The 18,943-nt window shown below is 67.7% G+C and carries 19 protein-coding genes; 10 read left to right on the top strand and 9 right to left on the bottom strand.

Translation table 11 applies throughout. The annotated features are described in order from the left end of the window. The first annotated feature begins 117 nt into the window (after nt 1-117). The 3 genes from deoA (at nt 118) to ACL58G_RS30350 (ending at nt 2,836) form a co-directional block, all read left to right on the top strand. Entirely contained in the window at nt 118-1,440 is a 1,323-nt protein-coding gene (deoA, locus tag ACL58G_RS30360; RefSeq protein WP_440964175.1) for a thymidine phosphorylase, read from the top strand. 124 nt (nt 1,441-1,564) lie between these two features. Beyond that, on the top strand, nt 1,565-1,972 hold the full coding sequence (locus tag ACL58G_RS30355; RefSeq protein WP_440964173.1) for a cytidine deaminase: 408 nt from the start codon (nt 1,565-1,567) through the stop codon (nt 1,970-1,972). A 111-nt stretch (nt 1,973-2,083) separates the two neighbouring features. Next, nucleotides 2,084-2,836 (top strand): DUF2076 domain-containing protein, encoded by a 753-nt coding sequence (locus tag ACL58G_RS30350; RefSeq protein ID WP_440964171.1) that lies wholly within the window; start codon nt 2,084-2,086, stop codon nt 2,834-2,836. Between the two features lie 95 nt (nt 2,837-2,931). Here the strand turns inward: ACL58G_RS30350 and ACL58G_RS30345 are convergent, their stop codons facing one another. Genes ACL58G_RS30345 through ACL58G_RS30330 form a run of 4 tightly spaced genes read right to left on the bottom strand, consistent with a single transcriptional unit; the run spans nt 2,932 to nt 5,331 of the window. Beyond that, on the bottom strand, nt 2,932-3,366 hold the full coding sequence (locus ACL58G_RS30345) for a VOC family protein (protein WP_413386978.1): 435 nt from the start codon (nt 3,364-3,366) through the stop codon (nt 2,932-2,934). A gap of 22 nt (nt 3,367-3,388) precedes the next feature. Then, nucleotides 3,389-4,171 (bottom strand): LytR/AlgR family response regulator transcription factor, encoded by a 783-nt coding sequence (locus tag ACL58G_RS30340; protein WP_413341878.1) that lies wholly within the window; start codon nt 4,169-4,171, stop codon nt 3,389-3,391. A gap of 1 nt (nt 4,172) precedes the next feature. Continuing rightward, nucleotides 4,173-5,063 (bottom strand): sensor histidine kinase, encoded by an 891-nt coding sequence (locus ACL58G_RS30335; RefSeq protein WP_413386979.1) that lies wholly within the window; start codon nt 5,061-5,063, stop codon nt 4,173-4,175. A gap of 13 nt (nt 5,064-5,076) precedes the next feature. Then, nucleotides 5,077-5,331, bottom strand: coding sequence for a hypothetical protein (locus ACL58G_RS30330; RefSeq protein WP_440964168.1), 255 nt, complete (start codon nt 5,329-5,331; stop codon nt 5,077-5,079). A 189-nt stretch (nt 5,332-5,520) separates the two neighbouring features. Here ACL58G_RS30330 and ACL58G_RS30325 point away from each other — a divergent pair, with 189 nt between their 5' ends. Next, the gene (locus ACL58G_RS30325; protein WP_413386980.1) at nt 5,521-6,213 is read left to right on the top strand and encodes a helix-turn-helix transcriptional regulator; all 693 of its coding nucleotides are present in this window, start codon (nt 5,521-5,523) and stop codon (nt 6,211-6,213) included. Between the two features lie 60 nt (nt 6,214-6,273). Continuing rightward, nucleotides 6,274-6,891: a glutathione S-transferase family protein gene (locus ACL58G_RS30320; RefSeq protein ID WP_413386981.1), complete on the top strand. Its 618-nt coding sequence runs from the start codon at nt 6,274-6,276 to the stop codon at nt 6,889-6,891. On the opposite strand, the gene ACL58G_RS30315 is transcribed toward ACL58G_RS30320, so the two are convergent. Further along, nucleotides 6,892-8,067: an MFS transporter gene (locus tag ACL58G_RS30315; RefSeq protein WP_440964166.1), complete on the bottom strand. Its 1,176-nt coding sequence runs from the start codon at nt 8,065-8,067 to the stop codon at nt 6,892-6,894. Between the two features lies 1 nt (nt 8,068). Continuing rightward, complete coding sequence (locus ACL58G_RS30310; protein WP_440964164.1) at nt 8,069-9,469, bottom strand: amidase; 1,401 nt, start codon at nt 9,467-9,469, stop codon at nt 8,069-8,071. Between the two features lie 97 nt (nt 9,470-9,566). On the opposite strand from ACL58G_RS30310, the gene gcvA reads away from it, so the two are divergent. After that, nucleotides 9,567-10,448 carry a transcriptional regulator GcvA gene (gene gcvA, locus ACL58G_RS30305; RefSeq protein ID WP_440964162.1) on the top strand — a complete coding sequence of 294 codons (882 nt, stop codon included), beginning with the start codon at nt 9,567-9,569 and terminating at the stop codon, nt 10,446-10,448. Between the two features lie 4 nt (nt 10,449-10,452). On the opposite strand, the gene ACL58G_RS30300 is transcribed toward gcvA, so the two are convergent. Genes ACL58G_RS30300 through ACL58G_RS30290 form a run of 3 tightly spaced genes read right to left on the bottom strand, consistent with a single transcriptional unit; the run spans nt 10,453 to nt 13,078 of the window. After that, a complete protein-coding gene (locus ACL58G_RS30300; protein WP_440964160.1) occupies nt 10,453-11,004 on the bottom strand; it encodes a GNAT family N-acetyltransferase in 552 nt (183 codons plus the stop codon). Further along, nucleotides 10,992-11,642 (bottom strand): TetR/AcrR family transcriptional regulator, encoded by a 651-nt coding sequence (locus tag ACL58G_RS30295; protein ID WP_440964158.1) that lies wholly within the window; start codon nt 11,640-11,642, stop codon nt 10,992-10,994. The genes ACL58G_RS30300 and ACL58G_RS30295 overlap by 13 nt, the downstream gene beginning before the upstream one ends. Then, complete coding sequence (locus ACL58G_RS30290) at nt 11,639-13,078, bottom strand: PLP-dependent aminotransferase family protein (RefSeq protein ID WP_440964156.1); 1,440 nt, start codon at nt 13,076-13,078, stop codon at nt 11,639-11,641. The genes ACL58G_RS30295 and ACL58G_RS30290 overlap by 4 nt, the downstream gene beginning before the upstream one ends. Before the next feature lie 171 nt (nt 13,079-13,249). Here ACL58G_RS30290 and ACL58G_RS30285 point away from each other — a divergent pair, with 171 nt between their 5' ends. The 4 genes from ACL58G_RS30285 (at nt 13,250) to preA (ending at nt 18,838) form a co-directional block, all read left to right on the top strand. Continuing rightward, a complete protein-coding gene (locus ACL58G_RS30285) occupies nt 13,250-14,566 on the top strand; it encodes an aspartate aminotransferase family protein (RefSeq protein ID WP_440964154.1) in 1,317 nt (438 codons plus the stop codon). Nucleotides 14,567-14,574: 8 nt separating this feature from the next. Continuing rightward, the gene (locus ACL58G_RS30280) at nt 14,575-16,068 is read left to right on the top strand and encodes a CoA-acylating methylmalonate-semialdehyde dehydrogenase (RefSeq protein ID WP_413386989.1); all 1,494 of its coding nucleotides are present in this window, start codon (nt 14,575-14,577) and stop codon (nt 16,066-16,068) included. 143 nt (nt 16,069-16,211) lie between these two features. Continuing rightward, nucleotides 16,212-17,576, top strand: a complete 1,365-nt coding sequence (locus ACL58G_RS30275) for an NAD(P)-dependent oxidoreductase (protein ID WP_440964151.1) — start codon at nt 16,212-16,214, stop codon at nt 17,574-17,576. Further along, the gene (gene preA / locus ACL58G_RS30270; protein ID WP_440968167.1) at nt 17,576-18,838 is read left to right on the top strand and encodes an NAD-dependent dihydropyrimidine dehydrogenase subunit PreA; all 1,263 of its coding nucleotides are present in this window, start codon (nt 17,576-17,578) and stop codon (nt 18,836-18,838) included. Before ACL58G_RS30275 ends, preA begins: the two co-directional genes overlap by 1 nt. Nucleotides 18,839-18,943: the final 105 nt, after the last annotated feature.

Here is an 18,943-nt window from a genome sequence, read left to right as displayed (position 1 = left end):
CAACGTAGGGTGGGCTCCCCGAGCCCACGCGTAAGCCGACTCCGTGCTGGCGTCACGCGTGGCCACAGGGTGTCCACCCTACGGTTTTACGAACCGATTGTTTAAAGCGAGAACGTTATGTTCCTCCCCCAAGAAATCGTCCGCAAAAAGCGCGATGGCGGCACCTTGAGTCCGGAAGAGATCCGCTTCTTCGTGCGTGGCATCCCCGACGGCAGCGTCACCGAAGGCCAGATCGCCGCGCTCGCGATGGCCGTCTACTTCAACGACATGACGATGGACGAGCGTGTCGCATTCACGCTCGCGATGCGCGATTCCGGCCAGGTCATGGAGTGGAAGTCGCTGGACCTGCCCGGTCCCGTCGTCGACAAGCACTCCACGGGTGGCGTGGGCGACGTCGTGTCGCTGATGCTCGGTCCGATGATCGCCGCATGCGGCGGCTATGTCCCGATGATTTCCGGCCGCGGCCTCGGTCACACGGGCGGTACGCTGGATAAATTCGATTCGATTCCCGGCTATTGCACCGTGCCGGATCCGGAACTGTTCCGCAAGATCGTCAAGGAAGTCGGCGTCGCCATCATCGGCCAGACCGCGCAGCTGGCGCCGGCCGACAAGCGTTTCTACAGCATCCGCGACACGACGGCGACCGTGGAATCCGTCGCCATGATCACGGGCTCGATCCTGTCGAAGAAGCTGGCGGCCGGCCTCGATGCCCTCGTCATGGACGTCAAGGCCGGCAGCGGCGCGTTCATGCCGACGTATGAAAAATCCGTCGAGCTGGCGGAGTCCATCGTCCACGTCGGCAACGGCGCCGGCACGCGCACGTCGGCGATCCTGACCGGCATGAACGAGTCGCTGTGCCCGGCTGCCGGCAATGCCGTCGAGGTGCGCGTCGCGATCGACTACCTCGCCGGCAAGTCGCGCCCGGCACGCCTGCACGAGGTGACGATGGCATTGTGCGCCGAGATGCTCGTCATCTCCGGCCTCGCCGCGACCGACGAGGCGGCGCGCGCCAAACTGCAGCACGCACTGGATTCGGGCGAAGCGGCCGAGCGTTTCGCGCGCATGGTCAAGGCGCTGGGTGGTCCGGCCGACCTGATGGACGATCCGGACGCGCACCTCGCAAAGGCGCCGATCGTGGTGCCGGTGCCGGCGCTCGAATCGGGTTATGCGTACGCGACGGATTGCCGCGGCCTGGGCCTGGCCGTCGTCGGCCTGGGCGGCGGGCGTATCCGTCCACAGGATCCGATCGACTTCGCCGTCGGCCTCACCGACCTCGTCGAGCTGGGCACGCAACTGGAGGCCGGCCAGCCGCTGGCGCTCGTCCACGCACGCACGCGGGATGCCGCGGAACGCGCCGTGCGCGAAGTGCAGGCGGCGTACCGCATCGCGGCCGAACAGCCTGCCGCGCAGCCGATGATCTACAAAACGATTCGCCCATAAGACGACATCAACCGTCGCTCCCGCGCAGGCGGGAGCCCAATTCGTCGGCGTCTCGACTGCGCAAGCAACCTTGGGTCCCCGCCAAGGCGGACGGCTAGTCCGGGGACGACGTTCGGGAGCCCCCATGAAATACAAAAAACTGATAGCTGAAGCCCGCGCCGCGCGCGAACTGGCATACGTGCCTTATTCGCGCTTCAAGGTGGGCGCCGCGCTCGAGACGAAGGACGGCCGCGTGTTCCGCGGCTGTAACGTCGAGAACGCGTCCTACGGGCTGTGCAACTGCGCCGAGCGCACGGCATTCTTTTCCGCCATCGCCCACGGCTACGTGCCGGGCGACTTCACGGCGCTGGCCGTCATCGGCGACACGGATGGCCCCATCGCCCCGTGCGGCGCCTGCCGCCAGGTGATCCTGGAACTGGGCGGCAACGACTTGCCCGTCGTGCTGGCGAACCTGAAGGGCGACGTGATGGAGACGACCGCGGCCGCGCAGTTGCCGAACGCGTTCGGCGGGCGGGATCTCCAGAAGCCTTGAGCGCACGGTTCAGCGCCGTTTAAGGCAATCTTGCCCGGATGCTGTCAAACTTGAATTCAAGGACAGGCCCACAACATGTGGGCTATCCGACCATTCAAAGGAGCAGATGTCATGAGCCCGCAAGATTCGCAGATGTTGCACGATTTCCTGAGCCAGTTGATCCAGGCCCGCGGCATCCAGAAAGACCCGGAAGCGGATGCCCTGATCCAGCGCGCCGTGGCCCAGCAGCCCGACGCCGCCTACCTGCTGGTGCAGAGGGCGTTGCTGCTCGAACAGGCGCTGAACAATGCCAAGGACCGCATCGCCGGGCTGGAAAGCCAGGTGCGTTCCAGTCAGCAAGGTGGTGACGGCGGTAAATTCCTCGACGCAAATTCCTGGGGCAATAGCGGCAGGTCGCAGCCGGCCCAGTCCTACCAACGCGATACCCAACAGCCTTATCAATCCCAACCGCAATATCAGCCGCAGTATCAGCCGCAGAATCAGCCGCAGTATCAGCCGCAATACCAGTCGGCGCCGTCGTCCGGCTTCCTGCGTGGCGGCTTCGGCGGTACGCTGGGTTCGATCGCCGCGACGGCGGCCGGTGTCGCGGCCGGCGGCTTCCTCTTCCAGGGCCTGGAAAACATGTTCGGCCACCACGACCACGGCGGCAACCGCTTGCTGAACAGCGACGATCCGAGCAACAACCTGTTCAACGACCAGTCCGGCAGCGCGCTGGCGGACCAGGCGGGGCTGGGCGACGTGGACCGTGTGCTGGACAATGGCTCGTCGGAAGGGTTGTTCGACAGCAGCGTCGACAACGGCAGTATCGACGGCGGGCAGGGCTTTTTCGACGGGGATGGGTCGGACGAAGGCCTGTTCAGTTGAGTTGCGCATTCGTAGGGTGGGCACTTGTGCCGACGCGTAACGCCGGCAATGTGCAAGCGTCGCGCGTGGGCGGGGGCCGCCCACCCTACACCTGATCATGAGTTCGTCAGGAACAGGTCTTCCGGCTTCCACGGATCATACGTCCCCACGTTCCACACATGCCCCTCGAGGTCGCGGCACATGAAGCCGCGGCTGCCGAATTCCGTGTCGCTCGGTTCCTGCAGGATGATGGCGCCGGCATGGCGTGCGCGCTCGCACACGCGGTCGGCGTCGTTCACCTGCAGGTAGACGGTCTGGGTCTGGCGGCCCCTGATCTCGTCCGGCTGCACGAGCACCTTGCCATATTCTCCCTCGTCGCTGACCGAGCCCAGCATGATCATGCCGTCGCCGAGCGTCAGTTGTGCGTGGGCGATGGCGCCGTCGATGCCGGGTACGGCGACCTGGCAGGCGAAGCCGAAGACTTCGCACAGCCAGTCGATGGCGGCCGGGGTGTCGCGGTAGCGCAGGCAGGGGATGGCGATCGAGGGCATGGCGGTCTCCTATGGGATGGATTCACATCTGCTGGAACAGATTGCCGTGGTTGCGGCTGACCTCGAGCTCGCCCGGATAGCCGCGCACCTTCAGCATCTGGCGTCCGCGCAGGTCGCGTTTCACTTCGGCGATGGCGTCCACGCGCACGAGCGTCGAGCGGTGGATGCGCCAGAACTCGTCCGGGTCGAGTTCGTCCAGCAATTCCTTCAGCGTCTTACGGATCAGGAATTCGGCTGCCGCCGTCTGCACCCGCGTGTATTTTTCGTCCGACTGGAAGAACAGGATCTCGCGCGTGCTCACCATGCGCAGGCTGGCGCCGACCTGGGCCTGGATCCAGCGCAGGTAAGTCGGTTTGTCCGGCTTGCCCTTGTTTTCCAGCAGGGTGGTCAGCTTCGCCAGTTGCTGGCCGATGTCCTGCGGGGGCGCGGCCTCGGCCGACGAACGCTTGCGCAGGCGCGCCTGCAGCCGCGCGCACGTGGTCGCGAGCCGTTCGGCCGACACGGGTTTCAACAGATAGTCGAGCGCGCCCTGTTCGAAGGCGTCCAGCGCGTACTGGTCGTAGGCCGTGGCGAACACGATGTGCGACCGCTCGTACAGCCGCCGCGCCGCCTCGATGCCGGACAGGCCCGGCATGCGGATGTCGAGAAAGGCGATGTCGGGCCGGAATTGCTCTCCCAGCTCGACGGCTTCCACGCCGTTCGCGGCCTCGGCGACGATCTGCAGGTCCGGCCACGCCTGTTGCAGGCGCGCGCGCAGCAGGTCGCGCATCGGGGCTTCGTCGTCGGCGATCAGGGCGGTAACCATGTCAAGCATCCTCCATCATCTTGTAGGGCAGCCGGATCGTGGCGCAGGCGCCGCCGCCCGGCGGGGTCGAGATGGCCAGCGACGCTTCCGCGCCGTACAGCAGTTGCAGGCGCTCGCGGATGTTGGCGAGGCCGACGCCGTCGTCCGCGTGCGGGTCGATGCCGACGCCATCGTCGCACACTTCCACGTGCAGGTCAGCCCCCACCACGTGGGCGCGCACGGCGACGGTGCCGCCTTCGATCTTTGGCTCCAGGCCGTGCTTGATGGCGTTCTCGATCAGGGTCTGCAGCATCATCGGCGGGAACGGGGCGCTGCCGAGGAAGTCGGGCACGTCGAAGCGCACGTTGAGTCGTTCCTTCATCCGCGCCTGCATGATGGCAAGGTAAGCCCGCGACAGCTCGACCTGCTTGCCCAGTGTCGCGCCGCCGCGCTGGCGCATCTGCGGCAGGGTCGAGCGCAGGTAGTCGATCAGGTGGGCGTGCACGCGCGCCGCTTCCTTCGGGTCCGTCTCGATCAGCTGGCCGATCAGGGCCAGCGTGTTGAACAGGAAGTGCGGTTCGACCTGGGCCTGCAGCGCGGCCATCTGCGCCTCCATCAGGCGGCGTTCCAGCGTGGCGACGTTGGCCTGTGCCGTCGCTTCGCGCGCCATCAGCTCCGCCTTGCGCTTGCCGCCCGCCAGCACCTTGACGGCGAACGAGATGAAGATGTACCAGAAAGCCGGCTCGGGCGTGTTCACGAGCTGGAAGAAGACCACGACGAAGAACCACGTCAGGAACAGCTGGCGCCATTCGACGACGGCGAGCCAGTCGAAGAAGCGCCACCACACCTTGCTGGCTTCGTGGAAGGCGTCGCGTACGAAGTCGAGTACGCGGTTGATGTCGCTGGCGCGCATGATGCTCTCCTGCTTATTTCTCGCGGTGTGCGCGGCGGTGGTCCACGACGAATGCGCCGATGACGACCTTGATGCCCATGAACAGGACGAACAGGAACAATGCGAGCGGCAGGATGCTGATCACGAAGGCGAGGGCGATGCAGCACGCCAGCATCGCGGGCCACGGCATCACGGCGATGGCGCGCACGGTGCGGCGGCAGGCGTCGACGATGTCGCGGGCGAGGTCTTCCAGCGTGGCGCCGAAGCTGCGGTGGTAGGTCCTGGTCATGATGACTCCTTGCGGTTGGAACTTGTTTCGATGGAGTCACTTTACATCCCTGCAGGCATCGTGGCCACGGGGTACCGACGAACTGCCGAAAATGCGGGATGACTGGTCGTGCGGCCGGATGGACGGGGGCGTCTGGACCCCGTCGGTCCGGCGTAATATGATGTCGTCCATGAAACTTTTACGCCTGCCATGAGCCGCACCGGACGCCTGTTCCAATTGATGGACGCCCTGCGCGGCCACCGCCGCCCCGTGACGGCCAGCGCCCTGGCCGAGCGCCTCGGCGTGTCGGAACGCACGATCTACCGCGACATCCAGACACTCGTGCAACTGGGCGCGCCCGTCGAGGGCTCGGCCGGTGTCGGCTACGTGCTGCGCACGGGCTTTTTCCTGCCGCCGCTGATGTTCGACGCCGACGAGCTGGAAGCCCTGGTGCTGGGCGCGCGCTGGGTGCGCCAGCAGGGCGACGCGGCGCTGTCCGACGCGGCCGACCGCTCCCTGGCCAAGATCGCGACGGCCACGCCGCGCGACCTGCGCGACCACATGGCCGAGATGAGTCTGTGGGTGCCGGCCTTTCCGGAAGCGGCGCCGGTCGAGGCGTTCATCCAGCCGGCGCGCGAGGCGATCCGGCGCCAGTGCAAGCTGCGCATCGCGTACCGCGACGAGCGCGACACGGCGACGGAGCGCATCGTATGGCCGTTCGCGCTCGCGTTCTTCGAGGGCAAGCGCGTGATGGCGGCATGGTGCGAACTGCGCGATGCGATCCGCCACTTCCGCGTCGACCGCATCGTCCGGGCCGAACCGATCACGGAGCGCTATCCGTCGCCGCGGCACCAGCTGCTGCGGGAGTGGCGCAAGGCGTACGACATCCCCGAATACTCCTGACAGAATCTGTCAGTGGGCCGTCTTAACATCACCGCATCAACCAACCCTCAGGAGACGGCCATGCAGCTCTACTACAACCACTACTCGTCCAACACCCGCCGCGTGCTGCTGGCGGCCGACCACCTCGGCATCGAGTTCGACCTCATCCAGATCAACCTGGCCAGCCAGGACGACCGCCGCCGCCTCGGCGAGGTCAATCCGAATGCCAAGCTCCCCGTGCTGATCGACGGCGACTTCATCCTGTGGGAATCGTGCGCGATCATGCAATACCTGGCCGAGGGCACGCCCGGCCAGACCGTATGGCCTCAGGAGCGCCGGGCGCGCGCGGACGTCAGCCGCTGGATGTTCTGGGCGTGCCAGCATTTCGCCCCGCCCATCGGCGTGTTCACGTGGGAACACCTCTGGAAGAAATTCGTCACGGGCCAGGACGCCGATCCGGCGGAAGTCGCGCGCGGCGCAGCCGACCTGGCCGAGGCGGCCCGCGTGCTGGACCAGCACCTGGCCACGCGCCAGTGGCTCGCCGGCGACGGCGTGACCCTGGCCGACTACGCCGTCGCGGCGCCGCTCATGTACAAGGACCGGGCACACCTGCCGCTGGATGCGTATCCACACCTGCTGGCCTGGTTCGAGCGCATCCAGGCGCTGCCGGCGTGGCAGCGGACGACGCACGAATGGTGATCAGGCCGGCCTGCCCACGAGCGCGGCTATCCCCGCCGCCGCGACGTTGACGGCTGCGCTGGCCACGATCGGCACCGTATAGCTGCCGCTCGCGTCGAACAGGTAGCCGGCCGCGGTGGGACCGAGGAGCGTACCCACCGCGACGCTCGTGTACAGGACGCCGATGATGCCGCCGACCTGGCGGTTGCCGAACAAATCCGTCACCACGGGCGGCATGATGGCGACCCAGCCGCCGTAGAACAGGCCGAACAGCAGCGCGAACCCGGCCAGCGCGAGGAAGCCCGTCGACGCGGCCCACACCGCGAGTGCGGCAGCCATGCCGGCAAACATCGCCAGCAGGAAGGCCAGTCTCCCGACCCTGTCCGCCAGTCCACCGAGGAAAAACCGGCCCAGCGTGCTGCCGATGCCGATCGTCCCCAGCAGGTAAGCCGCGTCCTTCTGGCCGATGCCGTGGTCCAGCGCATACGGCACCAGGTGGACGAACGGCACGAATACCCCGAACGAGCAGACCAGGCAGGCCGCGTACAGCAAGACGAATTGCCGCGACCGGACGGCCTCGCGCAGCAGCATGCCCGAGTGGACGCCGGCCGGCCCCATGTCCTTGCCGGCGGGATCGTCGGCAATGAGCGCGGCCATGCCGATGCCGACGACCGCCGCGCCGCATCCGAGCGCGAGGTAGGCGTTGCGCCATCCCAAGGCGTCGATCAGCGCCGTCGCGAGCGGCGGCATGACCAGCGTGCCGACGCCGATGCCGCTGACCGCGAGGCCGGACGCAACACCGCGGCGCGTGACGAACCAGCGCTGCACGGCGCCCAGCGCGGGCACGTACGCACAACCGATGCCGACGCCGACGCCGAGGCCGTAGGCGGCATACACCGCATGCAGGCTGCGCGCCACGCCGGCCAGCGCGAGGCCCGCGCCCACCAGCAGCATGCCGAGCATGGCCAGGCGGCGCGCACCCCAGCGGTCGGCGAGCGGGCCGCTGACGACGCCCAGCGCAAAATACAGGAAGCCCGCCAGCGAAAACACGAGCGACACGGATCCGCGCGACGCCTCGAAGTCGCGCTGCAGCGCCGGCACGAACGCACTGAACGTGTACGCGCAGCCGAATCCGACGAAACAGACCGCGAACGCCGCCGCGACGACGGTCCAGCCGTAGAACACGCGCGATCCCATGCTACCGCTCCGGATGGCGCCGATGCCACGACGTTCGCGCCTGGAACGCGGCGCCGGCGCGCACGAGGGCGTCCTCGCGCCAGCGGGGCGCCACCAGTTGCAGGCCGACCGGCATGCCATCGTCGGTGAAGCCGCCCGGCAACGTGAGCGTCGGATGGCCGGACATGTTGAAGGGGCACGTGTAACGCTGCAGCCCGGCGATGAGGTCCGGCTGCGTGCCCAGCGTCCGGATCTGCGCGAGCGTGAGCGGGGCGAACGGCTGCACGGGCGTGAGCAGGACGTCGACGGAGGCGAGGACCCGGTCGACACGGCCGCGGAAGGCCGCGCGCCGCAGCAGGATGGCCTGGTAATCGGTGCCGGACAATGCCTTGCCGGTCTCGATCACCGCCGCGAGGACGGTGCCGTAATCCGCCTGCATGCGCGGATAGCGGTCCCGGTGCGCCACGGCCGCCTCCACGGCACATTGCGGTACCCAGTCGGCGACGGCCTGTGCGACGTCGGGGAAGCGGACGTCGACGATTTCCGCGCCCAGTGCGGCAAACGTCGCGAGCGCGCCGGCGAGCACCGCGCGCGTGCCGGCATCCACGCCGTCGCGGTTCCACGCCGCGTCCACCCCGATGCGCCAGCCCGCGATGCCGGCGCCTGACGTGTCGTCGGGGACAGGCATCGGCGACGCCGTCGGGTCGTCCGGATCGGCCCCGGCGATGGCGTCCAGCAGGATGCCGGCGTCGATGGCGCTGCGGGCCATGGTCCCGACATGGTCCAGCGACGCCGCCAGTTCGGCCGCGCCGTGGCGGCTCACGCGGCCCCACGTCGGCTTCAGTCCCGTCAGGCCATTCGCCGCGGACGGCCAGCGGATCGACCCGCCCGTGTCCGAGGCGAGCGAGCCATATGCCATGCCCGCCGCGACGGCGACGCCGGAACCGCTCGACGAGATGCCCGGCCAGTAGTCCGCGTGCCACGGGTTGCGCGGCGGGATGACGGACGGGTGGTGGTCGGAATACGCGCCTTCGGTGAGCTCGGGCTTGCCGACGAGGACGGCGCCGGCGTCGCGCAGGCGCCGCACCACCGTCGCGTCGCGGGTGGCGACGGGCTGGCTGCGCAGCCGCATGCCGGCGCGCGTCGGCACGCCTTCGACGTCGAACAGGTCCTTCACCGCGATCGGCACGCCGTGCAGCGGCCCGCGCCATCCGCCGGCCGCGATCTCGCTGTCGGCCGCGTCGGCTTGCGCGCGCGCGGCGTCGGCCAGCACCAGCGCGTACGCATGGAGGTCGCCGTCGAGCGCGGCGATGCGGTCGAGCAGCGCTTGGGTCACCTCCCGGGAAGATACGCTGCGGTTGCGGATCAGGAGCCCAAGCGCGCCGATGTCGAGATAGTGCAGAACATCTGTCGGTTTAGTCATTCTCTTTCCAGAATCGGCTTACAATGCGGGTACTTTAGCCTTGGCATGACAGTGGCACAACCGAGTTTTCCTTCCTGTTTCGATTGAGATTTTCTAAATGATCCGTGAGCCGGTGCCGCCCTTGAAGCCGCTGCGCGCGTTCGAAGCCGCCGCGCGGCACCTGTCCGTGAAAGCGGCGGCGGAAGAGTTGTGCGTGACGCCGGGCGCGGTCAGCCAGCTCGTGCGGCAACTGGAAGAGCACCTCGGCGTAAAACTGTTCGAGCGGGTCAACCGGGGCATCCTGCTGACCCAGGCGGGCCGCGATTACCTGCCGCCCGTGCGCAATGCTTTCCGGCAGATCGCGCAGGCCACGCAGCGCCTCGCGGCGTCCGCGGATGCCGGCACGCTGACGTTGAGCGTCACGCCGTTCTTCGCGTCCGCGTGGCTGATGCCGCGCCTGCAGCGGTTCCGCGACGCGCATCCGGGCATCGACCTGCACATCGTGACCAGCACCGCGCTGGCCGATTTTGCGCGCGACGGCGTGGACGTCGCCGTCCGGCACGGCGCCGGGCGCTATCCCGGACTGCGGAGCTATCGCGTGGCCTCCGTCGAGATCGTGCCGGTGGCCGCGCCGGCCCTCGTCGAGCGCCTTGGCCTGCCGTCAGCGCCTGCGGACCTGGCGCGCTGGCCGCATGTGCACGATGCCGACCGCAAGGGGTGGAGCCTGTGGTTCCAGGCCAACGGCGTGGATGATGTCGCGCTGCCGCGCGGCCCGTCGTTCGACGACGCCAGCCTGCTGCTGGGTGCCGTGCTGGCCGGGCAGGGCGCCGGCCTGCTGCCGGCCGCCATGGTGGCGCACGAGGTGGAGGCCGGGCGCCTGGTCAAGCTCGCGAAACCGGCCCACATGGAGACGTTCGCGTACTACCTGGTCTATCCGGAAGCCCGGCAGGACAACCCGAAGGTGGCCGCCCTGCGCGACTGGATCCTGGCGGTGGACTAGCAGGTCACCCGTTCCAGTGCCGGCGGAGCAGGCCGTAATACACCGTATCGGCAGGCTCGCCCTGCACGATCCACCGCTCGGGCATATAGCCTTCCTTTTGAAACCCGAGCTTCTCCAGCACCCGTGCGGACGCCCCGTTGCGCGGGTCGATGTCGGCCTCGATGCGGTTCAGGTCCAGCGTCGTAAAACCGTAGGCCAGCAGCGCGCGCAGCGCCTCGCTGACGTAGCCGCCGCCCCAGTGGGCACGGGCCAACGCGTAGCCCATTTCGCAGCGGCGGCTGGTGTCGACGAAGCGGTGCAGGCTCACGTTGCCGATCAGTTCTCCCGTTTCGATCAGTTCGACGCCCAGGCGCATGCCGCTGCCGTCCGCGTAGGCGGCCTGCGTGGCGGCGATGTGCTCGCGCGACTGGTCCAGCGACGTCCACGGTCCGCTGCTCCAGTAGCGCGCCACTTCCGGATCGGAAAACACGGCATAGTGCGCGTCGACGTCGCGCTCGCTCATCCAGCGCAGTTTCAGGCGGGGCGTGAACAGTTCGATGGGGCTCAGGGTGGGCATGTTTTCTCCTGGAGGCCGACCGCGGCGAGGACCATGCCCGTGATCAGGCGCTCGGCGTCGTCGAAGTCGGATGGTTGCAGTTGTTCGCGGTCGAGCACGAGCGTCATCTGGGCGGCGAAGTCGGCGTACGACTGCGTCATCGCCCACACGGCGAACAGCAGATGGGTGGCGTTGACAGGCGCGATCTTCCCTTCCGCGATCCAGCGCTCGAACACGGCGATGTCCGCGCGCAGCAGCGGGATCACGCGGCGGCGGATCTGGTCGGCGTACAGCTTGGCGCCGCCGATGACTTCCATCGCATACACGCGCGACGCGAGCGGCTGCTCGCGCGAGAACGTCAGCTTCGCGCGCACATAGGTGCGCAGGACGTCGCCCGGGTCCTTGCCCGGATCCGCGAGGCTGGCCATGCGCGCGAGCCAGTCGTCCAGCACGTTGTCGAGCACGCGCTGGTACAAGGCCTGCTTGGTCGGGAAGTAGTACATCAGGTTTTGCTTCGACAGGCCCGCACGCTCGGCGACGGTGGCGATCGACGTGCCTTCGTAGCCGCATTCGGCGAACTGGCGCACGGCTTCCGTGAGGATGGTTGTTTCAACCCTGTCACGGTGGCTGACGCGATGTTTGACGGGGGCGATGGTCATGGTAGTTCTCCTCGGATCGAACGCAGGAAATCGAGCAGGGCCGGCTCGTGGGCATAGGCGACGTTGAAGCGGAACCAGGCGGTATCGGGCGGCGTCAGTGCAAAGAATTCGCCCGGCGCCAGCAGGATGCTCGCGCGCAGCGCGCGTTCGGCGATGGCGCGGCCGCTTTGTTTTTGCGCCGGCCAGCCCGCGCTGACGAAAATGCCGCCGCGCGGCCGGGCCAGCGGCACGAGGCCCGCGTCGCCAAGGCGCTCCAGCGCCAGCTCGCGCGCGTCGTCCAGCTGCAGCACGAGACGCTCGACCTGCTTGCGGTAGGCGCGGCTGCCGACGGCATCGTAGACGGCGCGCTCGTTCACTTCCGACGTCGTCAGGCCCGTGAGCATCTTGACGCGCACCAGTTCCGGTATCAACGACCCGGAGGCGCAAATGGAACCCACGCGCAGCACGGGCGACAGGGTCTTGGAAAAGCTGCCGATGCGGATCACGCGGCGCAGCCCGTCCATGGCCGCGAGCGACGAGTCGCCGCGCGCGGCCAGTTCGCGGTAGATGTCGTCCTCGACGAGCCAGAAATCGTACTGCTCGGACAGCGCGAGCAGCCGGTGCGCCTGTGCCTGCGACAGCGACGTGCCCAGGGGATTCTGCAGCACCGTGTTGACGAACATGAGCTTCGGCTGGCGCGCCTGGGCCGCGCGCGCGAGGACGTCCATGTCCAGGCCATGCGCGCCGCGCGGGATGCCGACGGCCTCGCAGCCGTGATGCCGGACGAGCGCGAGCAAATTGCCGTAGCCGGGATCCTCGACGAACACGACGTCGCCCGGCCGCGTGAGCGTGCGCAGCACGAGGTCGAACGCGTGCGTGGCGCCGTGCGTGAGCAGGATCTGCTCCGGCTCGACCGCGCACAGGTCGGCCGACAGCGTCGTGGCGAGATGCTGGCGCAGGCTGGGAAAGCCGAGCGGATGGCCATAGCCGCGCAGGCGGCTGGCCGGGATCTTCATCGCGTGGCGCACGGCGTCGAGGATCGTCGACTCGCCATACCACTCGGGCGGCAGCCAGCCGGCGCCGACGGGCAGCGCATCCGTCTGGCCGGAATAGAGGTCGGGCGTGAGCGTGTCGACCACATTGGCGGCCGCGGGCAGACAGGGTTGCTGCGCGGGGGCTTCCGTGCCGCGTGCGACGAAGAATCCGGAGCCGCGTCGCGATGACAGCAGGCCCAGGTGCAGCAGGCGGTCGTACGATTCGACGACGGTGAAGGTGCTGACGCCATTCACTTTTGCGAATTGTCGAACGGACGGCATCTTGGTCCCGGCGGGCAGCGTGCGGCGATTTACCATCTCGGCGATGGCCGCGACGATCTGGTCGACCAGGCTGCCGCGCCGCTGGCGGTCGATCGCCAGCGCCGGCCATCCCTCGCTCTCGCTCTTTTCGGTTGGTTCCATGCGCCTCCATCGCGCGACGTCCGAAACTGTACAGGCTATGCTACCTATACGGTTGGCCATTTTCGCAGATTGTGTATATGTGCCGCTGTTGTACTGCTGTCTATTATTGCATCATTGTTTTTGCCAGTTGGTAAATTTTGTACTGGCCGTCATATTCATAAGGGGAGTCGCATGAACGAGTCCAGACCCGAATCGATGGCATCCTTCTGGATGCCATTCACCAACAACCGTGACTTCAAGGCCCATCCGCGCCTCCTCGTCTCGGCACAAGGAATGTATTACAAGGACGTCGACGGCAACGCCGTCCTCGACGGCACCGCCGGCCTGTGGTGCGTCCCGTGCGGCCATGCGCAGCCGAAGATCGTCGCCGCCGTCAGCGAGATGGTCGCCCAGCTCGACTTCGCGCCCACGTTCCAGATGGGCCACCCGGCCGCCTTCGACCTGGCCGAACGCCTGATGGACTACACCAATCACAAGTTCGGCCACGTGTTCTACACGAACTCCGGCTCGGAAGCGGTGGACACCGCGCTCAAGATCGCGCTCGCGTATCACAAGGCCCGCGGCGACGCCGGCCGCACGCGGTTGATCGGGCGCGAGCGGGGCTATCACGGCGTCGGCTTCGGCGGGCTGTCCGTCGGCGGCATCGGCCCGAATCGCAAGGCCTTCGGGCCGCTGCTGCCGGGTGTCGACCACCTGCCGCACACGCACAACCCCGGCAAGAACGCGTTCTCGCGCGGCGAGCCGGAACATGGCGCGGAACTGGCCGACGAACTGGAACGCATCGTCGCGCTGCACGACGCGTCGACCATCGCCGCGGTCATCGTCGAACCCGTGGCCGGATCGACGGGCGTGCTGATTCCGCCGCGGGGTTACCTGAAGCGCCTGCGCGAACTCTGCACGAAGCACGGCATCCTGCTGATCTTCGACGAAGTGATCACGGGCTTCGGCCGCCTGACGACGCCGTTCGCCGTCGATTACTTCGACGTCGAGCCGGACATGATGACGACGGCGAAAGGCCTCACCAACGGCACCGTGCCGATGGGTGCCGTGTTCTCGAAAAAATTCATCCACGATGCGTTCATGGAAGCGCCGGCCGGCATCGAGCTGTTCCACGGCTACACGTATTCCGGCCATCCGCTCGCGTGCGCCGCGTCGATCGCCACGCTGGAAGTCTTCAAGGAGCAGGGCATCCTCGAGAACGCGCGTGCGCTGCAGCCGTACTGGGAAGACGCCGTCCACAGCCTGCGCGGCCTGCCGCACGTGATCGACATCCGCACCATCGGCCTCGTCGCCGGCATCGAGCTGGAAAGCATCCCCGGCAAGATCGGGGCGCGCGCGTTCGCCGCGTTCAAGCAGGCCTTCGCGGACGGCATCCTGATCCGCACGACGGGCGACATCATCGCGCTGTCGCCGCCGCTCGTGCTGGAGAAAAAACACATCGACGAATTGTTCGGCAAGCTGGCCGCCGTCCTGAAAAACCTCGACTGAAAGAGAACATGGAGACGATCAATCACTACATCGGCGGCAGCGTCGCCGAAGGGTCCGGCGGACGCTACGCGGACGTCTACAACCCCGCGCTGGGCGAGCCCTGCGCGCGCGTGGCGCTGGCGAGCATCGAGGACGTCGCGGCTGCCGTGGCAGCGGCCAGCGCCGCATTCCCCGCCTGGGCCGCGACACCGCCGCTGGCCCGCGCCCGCGTGCTGTTCAACTACCTGCAACTGTGCCAGAAGCATACCGATGAATTCGCGGCGATGATCGTGCGCGAACACGGCAAGACGTTCGCCGACGCACGTGGCGAAGTCGCACGCGGCATCGAAGTCGTCGAGTTCGCGGTGGGCATCCCGCAGATGCTCAAGGGCGAGTTCACGGACCAGATCGCGCGCGGCATCGACGCGTGGTCGATGCGCCAGCCGCTGGGCGTCGTCGCGGGCATCACGCCGTTCAACTTCCCCGTGATGGTGCCGATGTGGATGTTCCCCGTCGCCATCGCGTGCGGCAACACGTTCATCCTGAAACCGTCCGAACGGGATCCGTCGCCGTCGCTGCTGCATGCGCGGCTGCTGAAGGAGGCGGGGCTGCCGGACGGCGTGTTCAACGTCGTCCAGGGCGACAAAGGCGCGGTCGACGCGCTGCTCGACCACCCGGACATCCAGGCCGTCAGCTTCGTGGGCTCGACGCCGATCGCGGAATACATCTACGCCCGCGGCAGCGCAGCCGGCAAGCGCGTGCAGGCGCTGGGCGGCGCGAAGAACCACATGGTCGTGATGCCCGATGCCGACATGGACATGGCGGTCGATGCACTCATCGGCGCTGCGTACGGCTCGGCGGGCGAGCGCTGCATGGCGATCTCGGTGGCCGTGGCGATCGGCGACGCGGGCGATGCGCTCGTGGCCCGGCTGGCCGAGCGCACGCGTGCCCTGAAGATCGCGGACGGCATGGCGGATGGCGCGGAGATGGGGCCCGTGGTCACGCAGGCGGCCAAGCAGCGCATCGAAAAGCTGATCGGCGAAGGCGTGGAGCAGGGCGCGACGCTGGTCGTCGACGGCCGCGGCTTCAAGGTGCCGGAGCGCGCCAACGGCTTCTTCGTGGGCGGCACCCTGTTCGACCACGTGACGCCGTCGATGTCCATCTACAAGGAAGAAATCTTCGGCCCCGTGCTGTGCGTCGTGCGCCTGCCGGACGTCGGGAGTGCTTTGGCCCTCATCAACCGCAACGAATACGGCAACGGCGTGGCCGTGTTCACCCGCGACGGCGGCGTGGCGCGCGAATTCGTGCGTCAGGTGCAGGTCGGGATGGTTGGGGTGAACGTGCCGCTGCCGGTGCCGATGGCGTTCAACAGCTTCGGCGGGTGGAAGAAAAGCCTGTTCGGCGACCATCACGCGTACGGGCCGGAGGGTGTGCGGTTTTATACGCGGCACAAGGCGGTCATGCAAAGGTGGCCGAATACGGCGAGCAGCGGGGTGGAGTTCGCGTTCCCGCAGATGAAATGACGGACACGATCCGTTGATACGTCGTCCCTGCGAAGGCAGGGACCCAGGTTGCACGCATCTCGACGACGCACTCAACTTGGGCTCCCGCCTGCGCGGGAGCGACGGTGGTTTTTTTGAGTCACTACGAAAAGAAGGGATGCTTCATGATCGAGTCACTCCACCACCTGCCCCCCGCCGCCGGCACGCACGGTGCCCTGTCCGAGCGCTTCACGGACCTGGCGCCGGCACTGACGACCCGCCAGGCCGCCATCGAAAGCGCCCGCTGCCTGTACTGTTATGACGCGCCCTGTACGCGCGCCTGCCCGACGGGCATCGACGTCGCGAGCTTCATCCGCAACATCCACGACGGCAACGTGGAAGGCGCCGCCGTCAACATCCTCAAGCAGAACATCTTCGGCGGCAGCTGTTCGCGCGTGTGCCCGACGGAGATCCTGTGCGAGGACGCCTGCGTGCGCAACAACGACGCCGAAGGCCAGCCCGTGAAGATCGGCCTGCTGCAGCGTCACGCCATCGACAACGCGCACTTCGCCGATCATCCGTTCCAGCGCGCGCCGTCGACCGGCAGGACGATCGCCGTCGTCGGCGCCGGCCCGGCCGGGCTGTCGTGCGCGCACCGGCTCGCGATGCTGGGCCATGACGTCGTCGTGTTCGAAGCGCGCGACAAGGCCGGTGGCCTGAACGAATACGGCATCGCCAAGTACAAGCTGCCGGGCGACTTCGCCCAGCGCGAGGTCGACTTCTTGCTGTCCATCGGCGGCATCGAGATCCAGTACGGCCGCATCCTGGGCGGCAACCTGCATTTGCAGGACCTGCACACGCGCTACGACGCCGTGTTCCTCGGCCTGGGCCTGGGTGCGAGCCGCCGCCTCGGCCTCACGGGCGAGGACGCGCCGGGCCTCGCGGCCGCCGTCGACTACATCGCCACGTTGCGCCAGGCCGCGGACCTCGCGGCGCTGCCGGTGCCGAAGCGGGCCATCGTGATCGGGGCCGGCAACACGGCCGTCGACATGGCCGTGCAGATCGGGCGGCTCGGCGCGGACGAGGTCACGCTCGTGTACCGCCGCGGATTCGACGCGATGAGCGCGACCGGCCACGAGATCGAGATCGCGAAGACGAATGGCGTGCGCATCCGCACGTGGGCCGCACCGCACGAGATCCTGCTCGACGCCGCGGGACGCGTGCGCGGCATGCGCTTCGAAGAAACGCGGCTGGAGGACGGCCGCCTTGCCGGCACGGGGGCGTTCATCGACATCGCGGCAGATGCCGTGTTCAAGGCCATCGGCCAGCACATGGACGGAGACTCCCTGTCCGACCTGCTCGCGCGCGAACTGGAGCGGGAAGGCGACAAGATCCACGTCGATGCGCGGTTCCGCACCAAGCTGCCGGGCGTGTACGCGGGCGGCGACTGCGTGGCGCCGGGGCAGGACCTGACGGTGCAGGCCGTCCAGCACGGCAAGCTGGCCGCGCTGGCGATCCATGACGACATCCTTTCCAAAGCGGAGGCATGATGGCCGACCTGAGCATCGATTTCTGCGGCATCAAGTCGCCGAACCCTTTCTGGCTGGCGTCCGCACCGCCGACCGACAAGGCCTATAACGTCGTGCGCGCCTTCGAGGCGGGGTGGGGCGGCGTCGTGTGGAAGACGCTGGGCGAGGATCCGCCGGCCGTCAACGTGTCGTCGCGCTACTCCGCGCTGCACGGGAAGAACCGCGAGGTCATCGGCTTCAACAACATCGAGCTGATCACGGACCGCAGCCTCGAGATCAACCTGCGCGAGATCACCGCGGTCAAGAAGGCGTGGTCGGACCGGGCGCTGGTCGTGTCGATGATGCTGCCGTGCGAGGAAGCGCCGTGGCGCGAGATCCTGCCGCTCGTCGAGGCGACGGGCGCGGACGGCATCGAACTGAACTTCGGCTGCCCGCACGGCATGCCCGAGCGCGGCATGGGCGCCGCGGTGGGCCAGCAGCCGGACCTGATCGAGCAGGTTACGCGCTGGTGCAAGACGTACACGCGGCTGCCGGTGATCGTCAAGCTGACGCCCAACATCACGGACGTGCGCGCACCCGCGCGGGCGGCGCTGGCGGGTGGGGCGGATGCCGTCTCGCTGATCAACACGATCAATTCGATCACGCACCTGGACCTGGACCGCATGGTCGCGTTCCCCGCAGTCGGCAACGCGAGCACGCACGGCGGCTATTGCGGCACGGCCGTCAAACCCATCGCGCTGAACATGGTGGCCGAGATCGCGCGCGATCCGGTGACGAAAGGCTTGCCGATCTCCGGCATCGGCGGCATCGGCAACTGGCGCGACGCGGCCGAGTTCATCGCGCTGGGCGCCGGCTCGGTGCAGGTGTGCACGGCCGCGATGCTGCATGGCTTCCGCATCGTCGAGGAGATGAAGGACGGGCTGTCGCGCTGGATGGATTCGAAGGGCTACGACAACATCGCCGCGTTCTCGCGCAAGGCCGTGCCGAACACGACGGACTGGAAATACCTGGACATGAATTACCAGGTCATCGCGCACATCGACCAGGACAAGTGCATCCAGTGCGGCCGCTGCCACGTGGCGTGCGAGGACACGTCGCACCAGGCCATCGCGCGGCTGGTCGACGGGAATGCGCGCAAGTACGAGGTGATCGACCAGGAATGCGTGGGCTGCAACCTGTGCGAGATCACCTGTCCGGTCGAGAGCTGCATCACGATGGTGCCGCAGCAGACGGGCAAGCCGTACATGAACTGGACGCAGGATCCCCGCAATCCGCAGGCGTAGGGTGGGCACCCCGTGCCCACGCGTAACGTTTGCATGTCGTTGGCCGTGCCCACGCGTAACGTTTGTATGTCGTTGGCCGTGCCCACGCGTAACGTTTGCGTGTCG

Origin of the sequence: Massilia sp. GER05, from assembly GCF_052056005.1 — a bacterium.
GTDB lineage: Bacteria > Pseudomonadota > Gammaproteobacteria > Burkholderiales > Burkholderiaceae_D > Telluria > Telluria orientalis.
This window is presented reverse-complemented; position numbering and strand designations above follow the sequence as displayed.

What these genes read in the sequence shown, in the direction of transcription:
- deoA (WP_440964175.1), top strand. Translation starts at nt 118, where the DNA reads ATGTTCCTCCCCCAAGAAATCGTCCGCAAAAAGCGCGATGGCGGCACC.
- ACL58G_RS30355 (WP_440964173.1), top strand. Translation starts at nt 1,565, where the DNA reads ATGAAATACAAAAAACTGATAGCTGAAGCCCGCGCCGCGCGCGAACTG.
- ACL58G_RS30350 (WP_440964171.1), top strand. Translation starts at nt 2,084, where the DNA reads ATGAGCCCGCAAGATTCGCAGATGTTGCACGATTTCCTGAGCCAGTTG.
- ACL58G_RS30345 (WP_413386978.1), bottom strand. Translation starts at nt 3,366, where the DNA reads ATGCCCTCGATCGCCATCCCCTGCCTGCGCTACCGCGACACCCCGGCC.
- ACL58G_RS30340 (WP_413341878.1), bottom strand. Translation starts at nt 4,171, where the DNA reads ATGGTTACCGCCCTGATCGCCGACGACGAAGCCCCGATGCGCGACCTG.
- ACL58G_RS30335 (WP_413386979.1), bottom strand. Translation starts at nt 5,063, where the DNA reads ATGCGCGCCAGCGACATCAACCGCGTACTCGACTTCGTACGCGACGCC.
- ACL58G_RS30330 (WP_440964168.1), bottom strand. Translation starts at nt 5,331, where the DNA reads ATGACCAGGACCTACCACCGCAGCTTCGGCGCCACGCTGGAAGACCTC.
- ACL58G_RS30325 (WP_413386980.1), top strand. Translation starts at nt 5,521, where the DNA reads ATGAGCCGCACCGGACGCCTGTTCCAATTGATGGACGCCCTGCGCGGC.
- ACL58G_RS30320 (WP_413386981.1), top strand. Translation starts at nt 6,274, where the DNA reads ATGCAGCTCTACTACAACCACTACTCGTCCAACACCCGCCGCGTGCTG.
- ACL58G_RS30315 (WP_440964166.1), bottom strand. Translation starts at nt 8,067, where the DNA reads ATGGGATCGCGCGTGTTCTACGGCTGGACCGTCGTCGCGGCGGCGTTC.
- ACL58G_RS30310 (WP_440964164.1), bottom strand. Translation starts at nt 9,469, where the DNA reads ATGACTAAACCGACAGATGTTCTGCACTATCTCGACATCGGCGCGCTT.
- gcvA (WP_440964162.1), top strand. Translation starts at nt 9,567, where the DNA reads ATGATCCGTGAGCCGGTGCCGCCCTTGAAGCCGCTGCGCGCGTTCGAA.
- ACL58G_RS30300 (WP_440964160.1), bottom strand. Translation starts at nt 11,004, where the DNA reads ATGCCCACCCTGAGCCCCATCGAACTGTTCACGCCCCGCCTGAAACTG.
- ACL58G_RS30295 (WP_440964158.1), bottom strand. Translation starts at nt 11,642, where the DNA reads ATGACCATCGCCCCCGTCAAACATCGCGTCAGCCACCGTGACAGGGTT.
- ACL58G_RS30290 (WP_440964156.1), bottom strand. Translation starts at nt 13,078, where the DNA reads ATGGAACCAACCGAAAAGAGCGAGAGCGAGGGATGGCCGGCGCTGGCG.
- ACL58G_RS30285 (WP_440964154.1), top strand. Translation starts at nt 13,250, where the DNA reads ATGAACGAGTCCAGACCCGAATCGATGGCATCCTTCTGGATGCCATTC.
- ACL58G_RS30280 (WP_413386989.1), top strand. Translation starts at nt 14,575, where the DNA reads ATGGAGACGATCAATCACTACATCGGCGGCAGCGTCGCCGAAGGGTCC.
- ACL58G_RS30275 (WP_440964151.1), top strand. Translation starts at nt 16,212, where the DNA reads ATGATCGAGTCACTCCACCACCTGCCCCCCGCCGCCGGCACGCACGGT.
- preA (WP_440968167.1), top strand. Translation starts at nt 17,576, where the DNA reads ATGGCCGACCTGAGCATCGATTTCTGCGGCATCAAGTCGCCGAACCCT.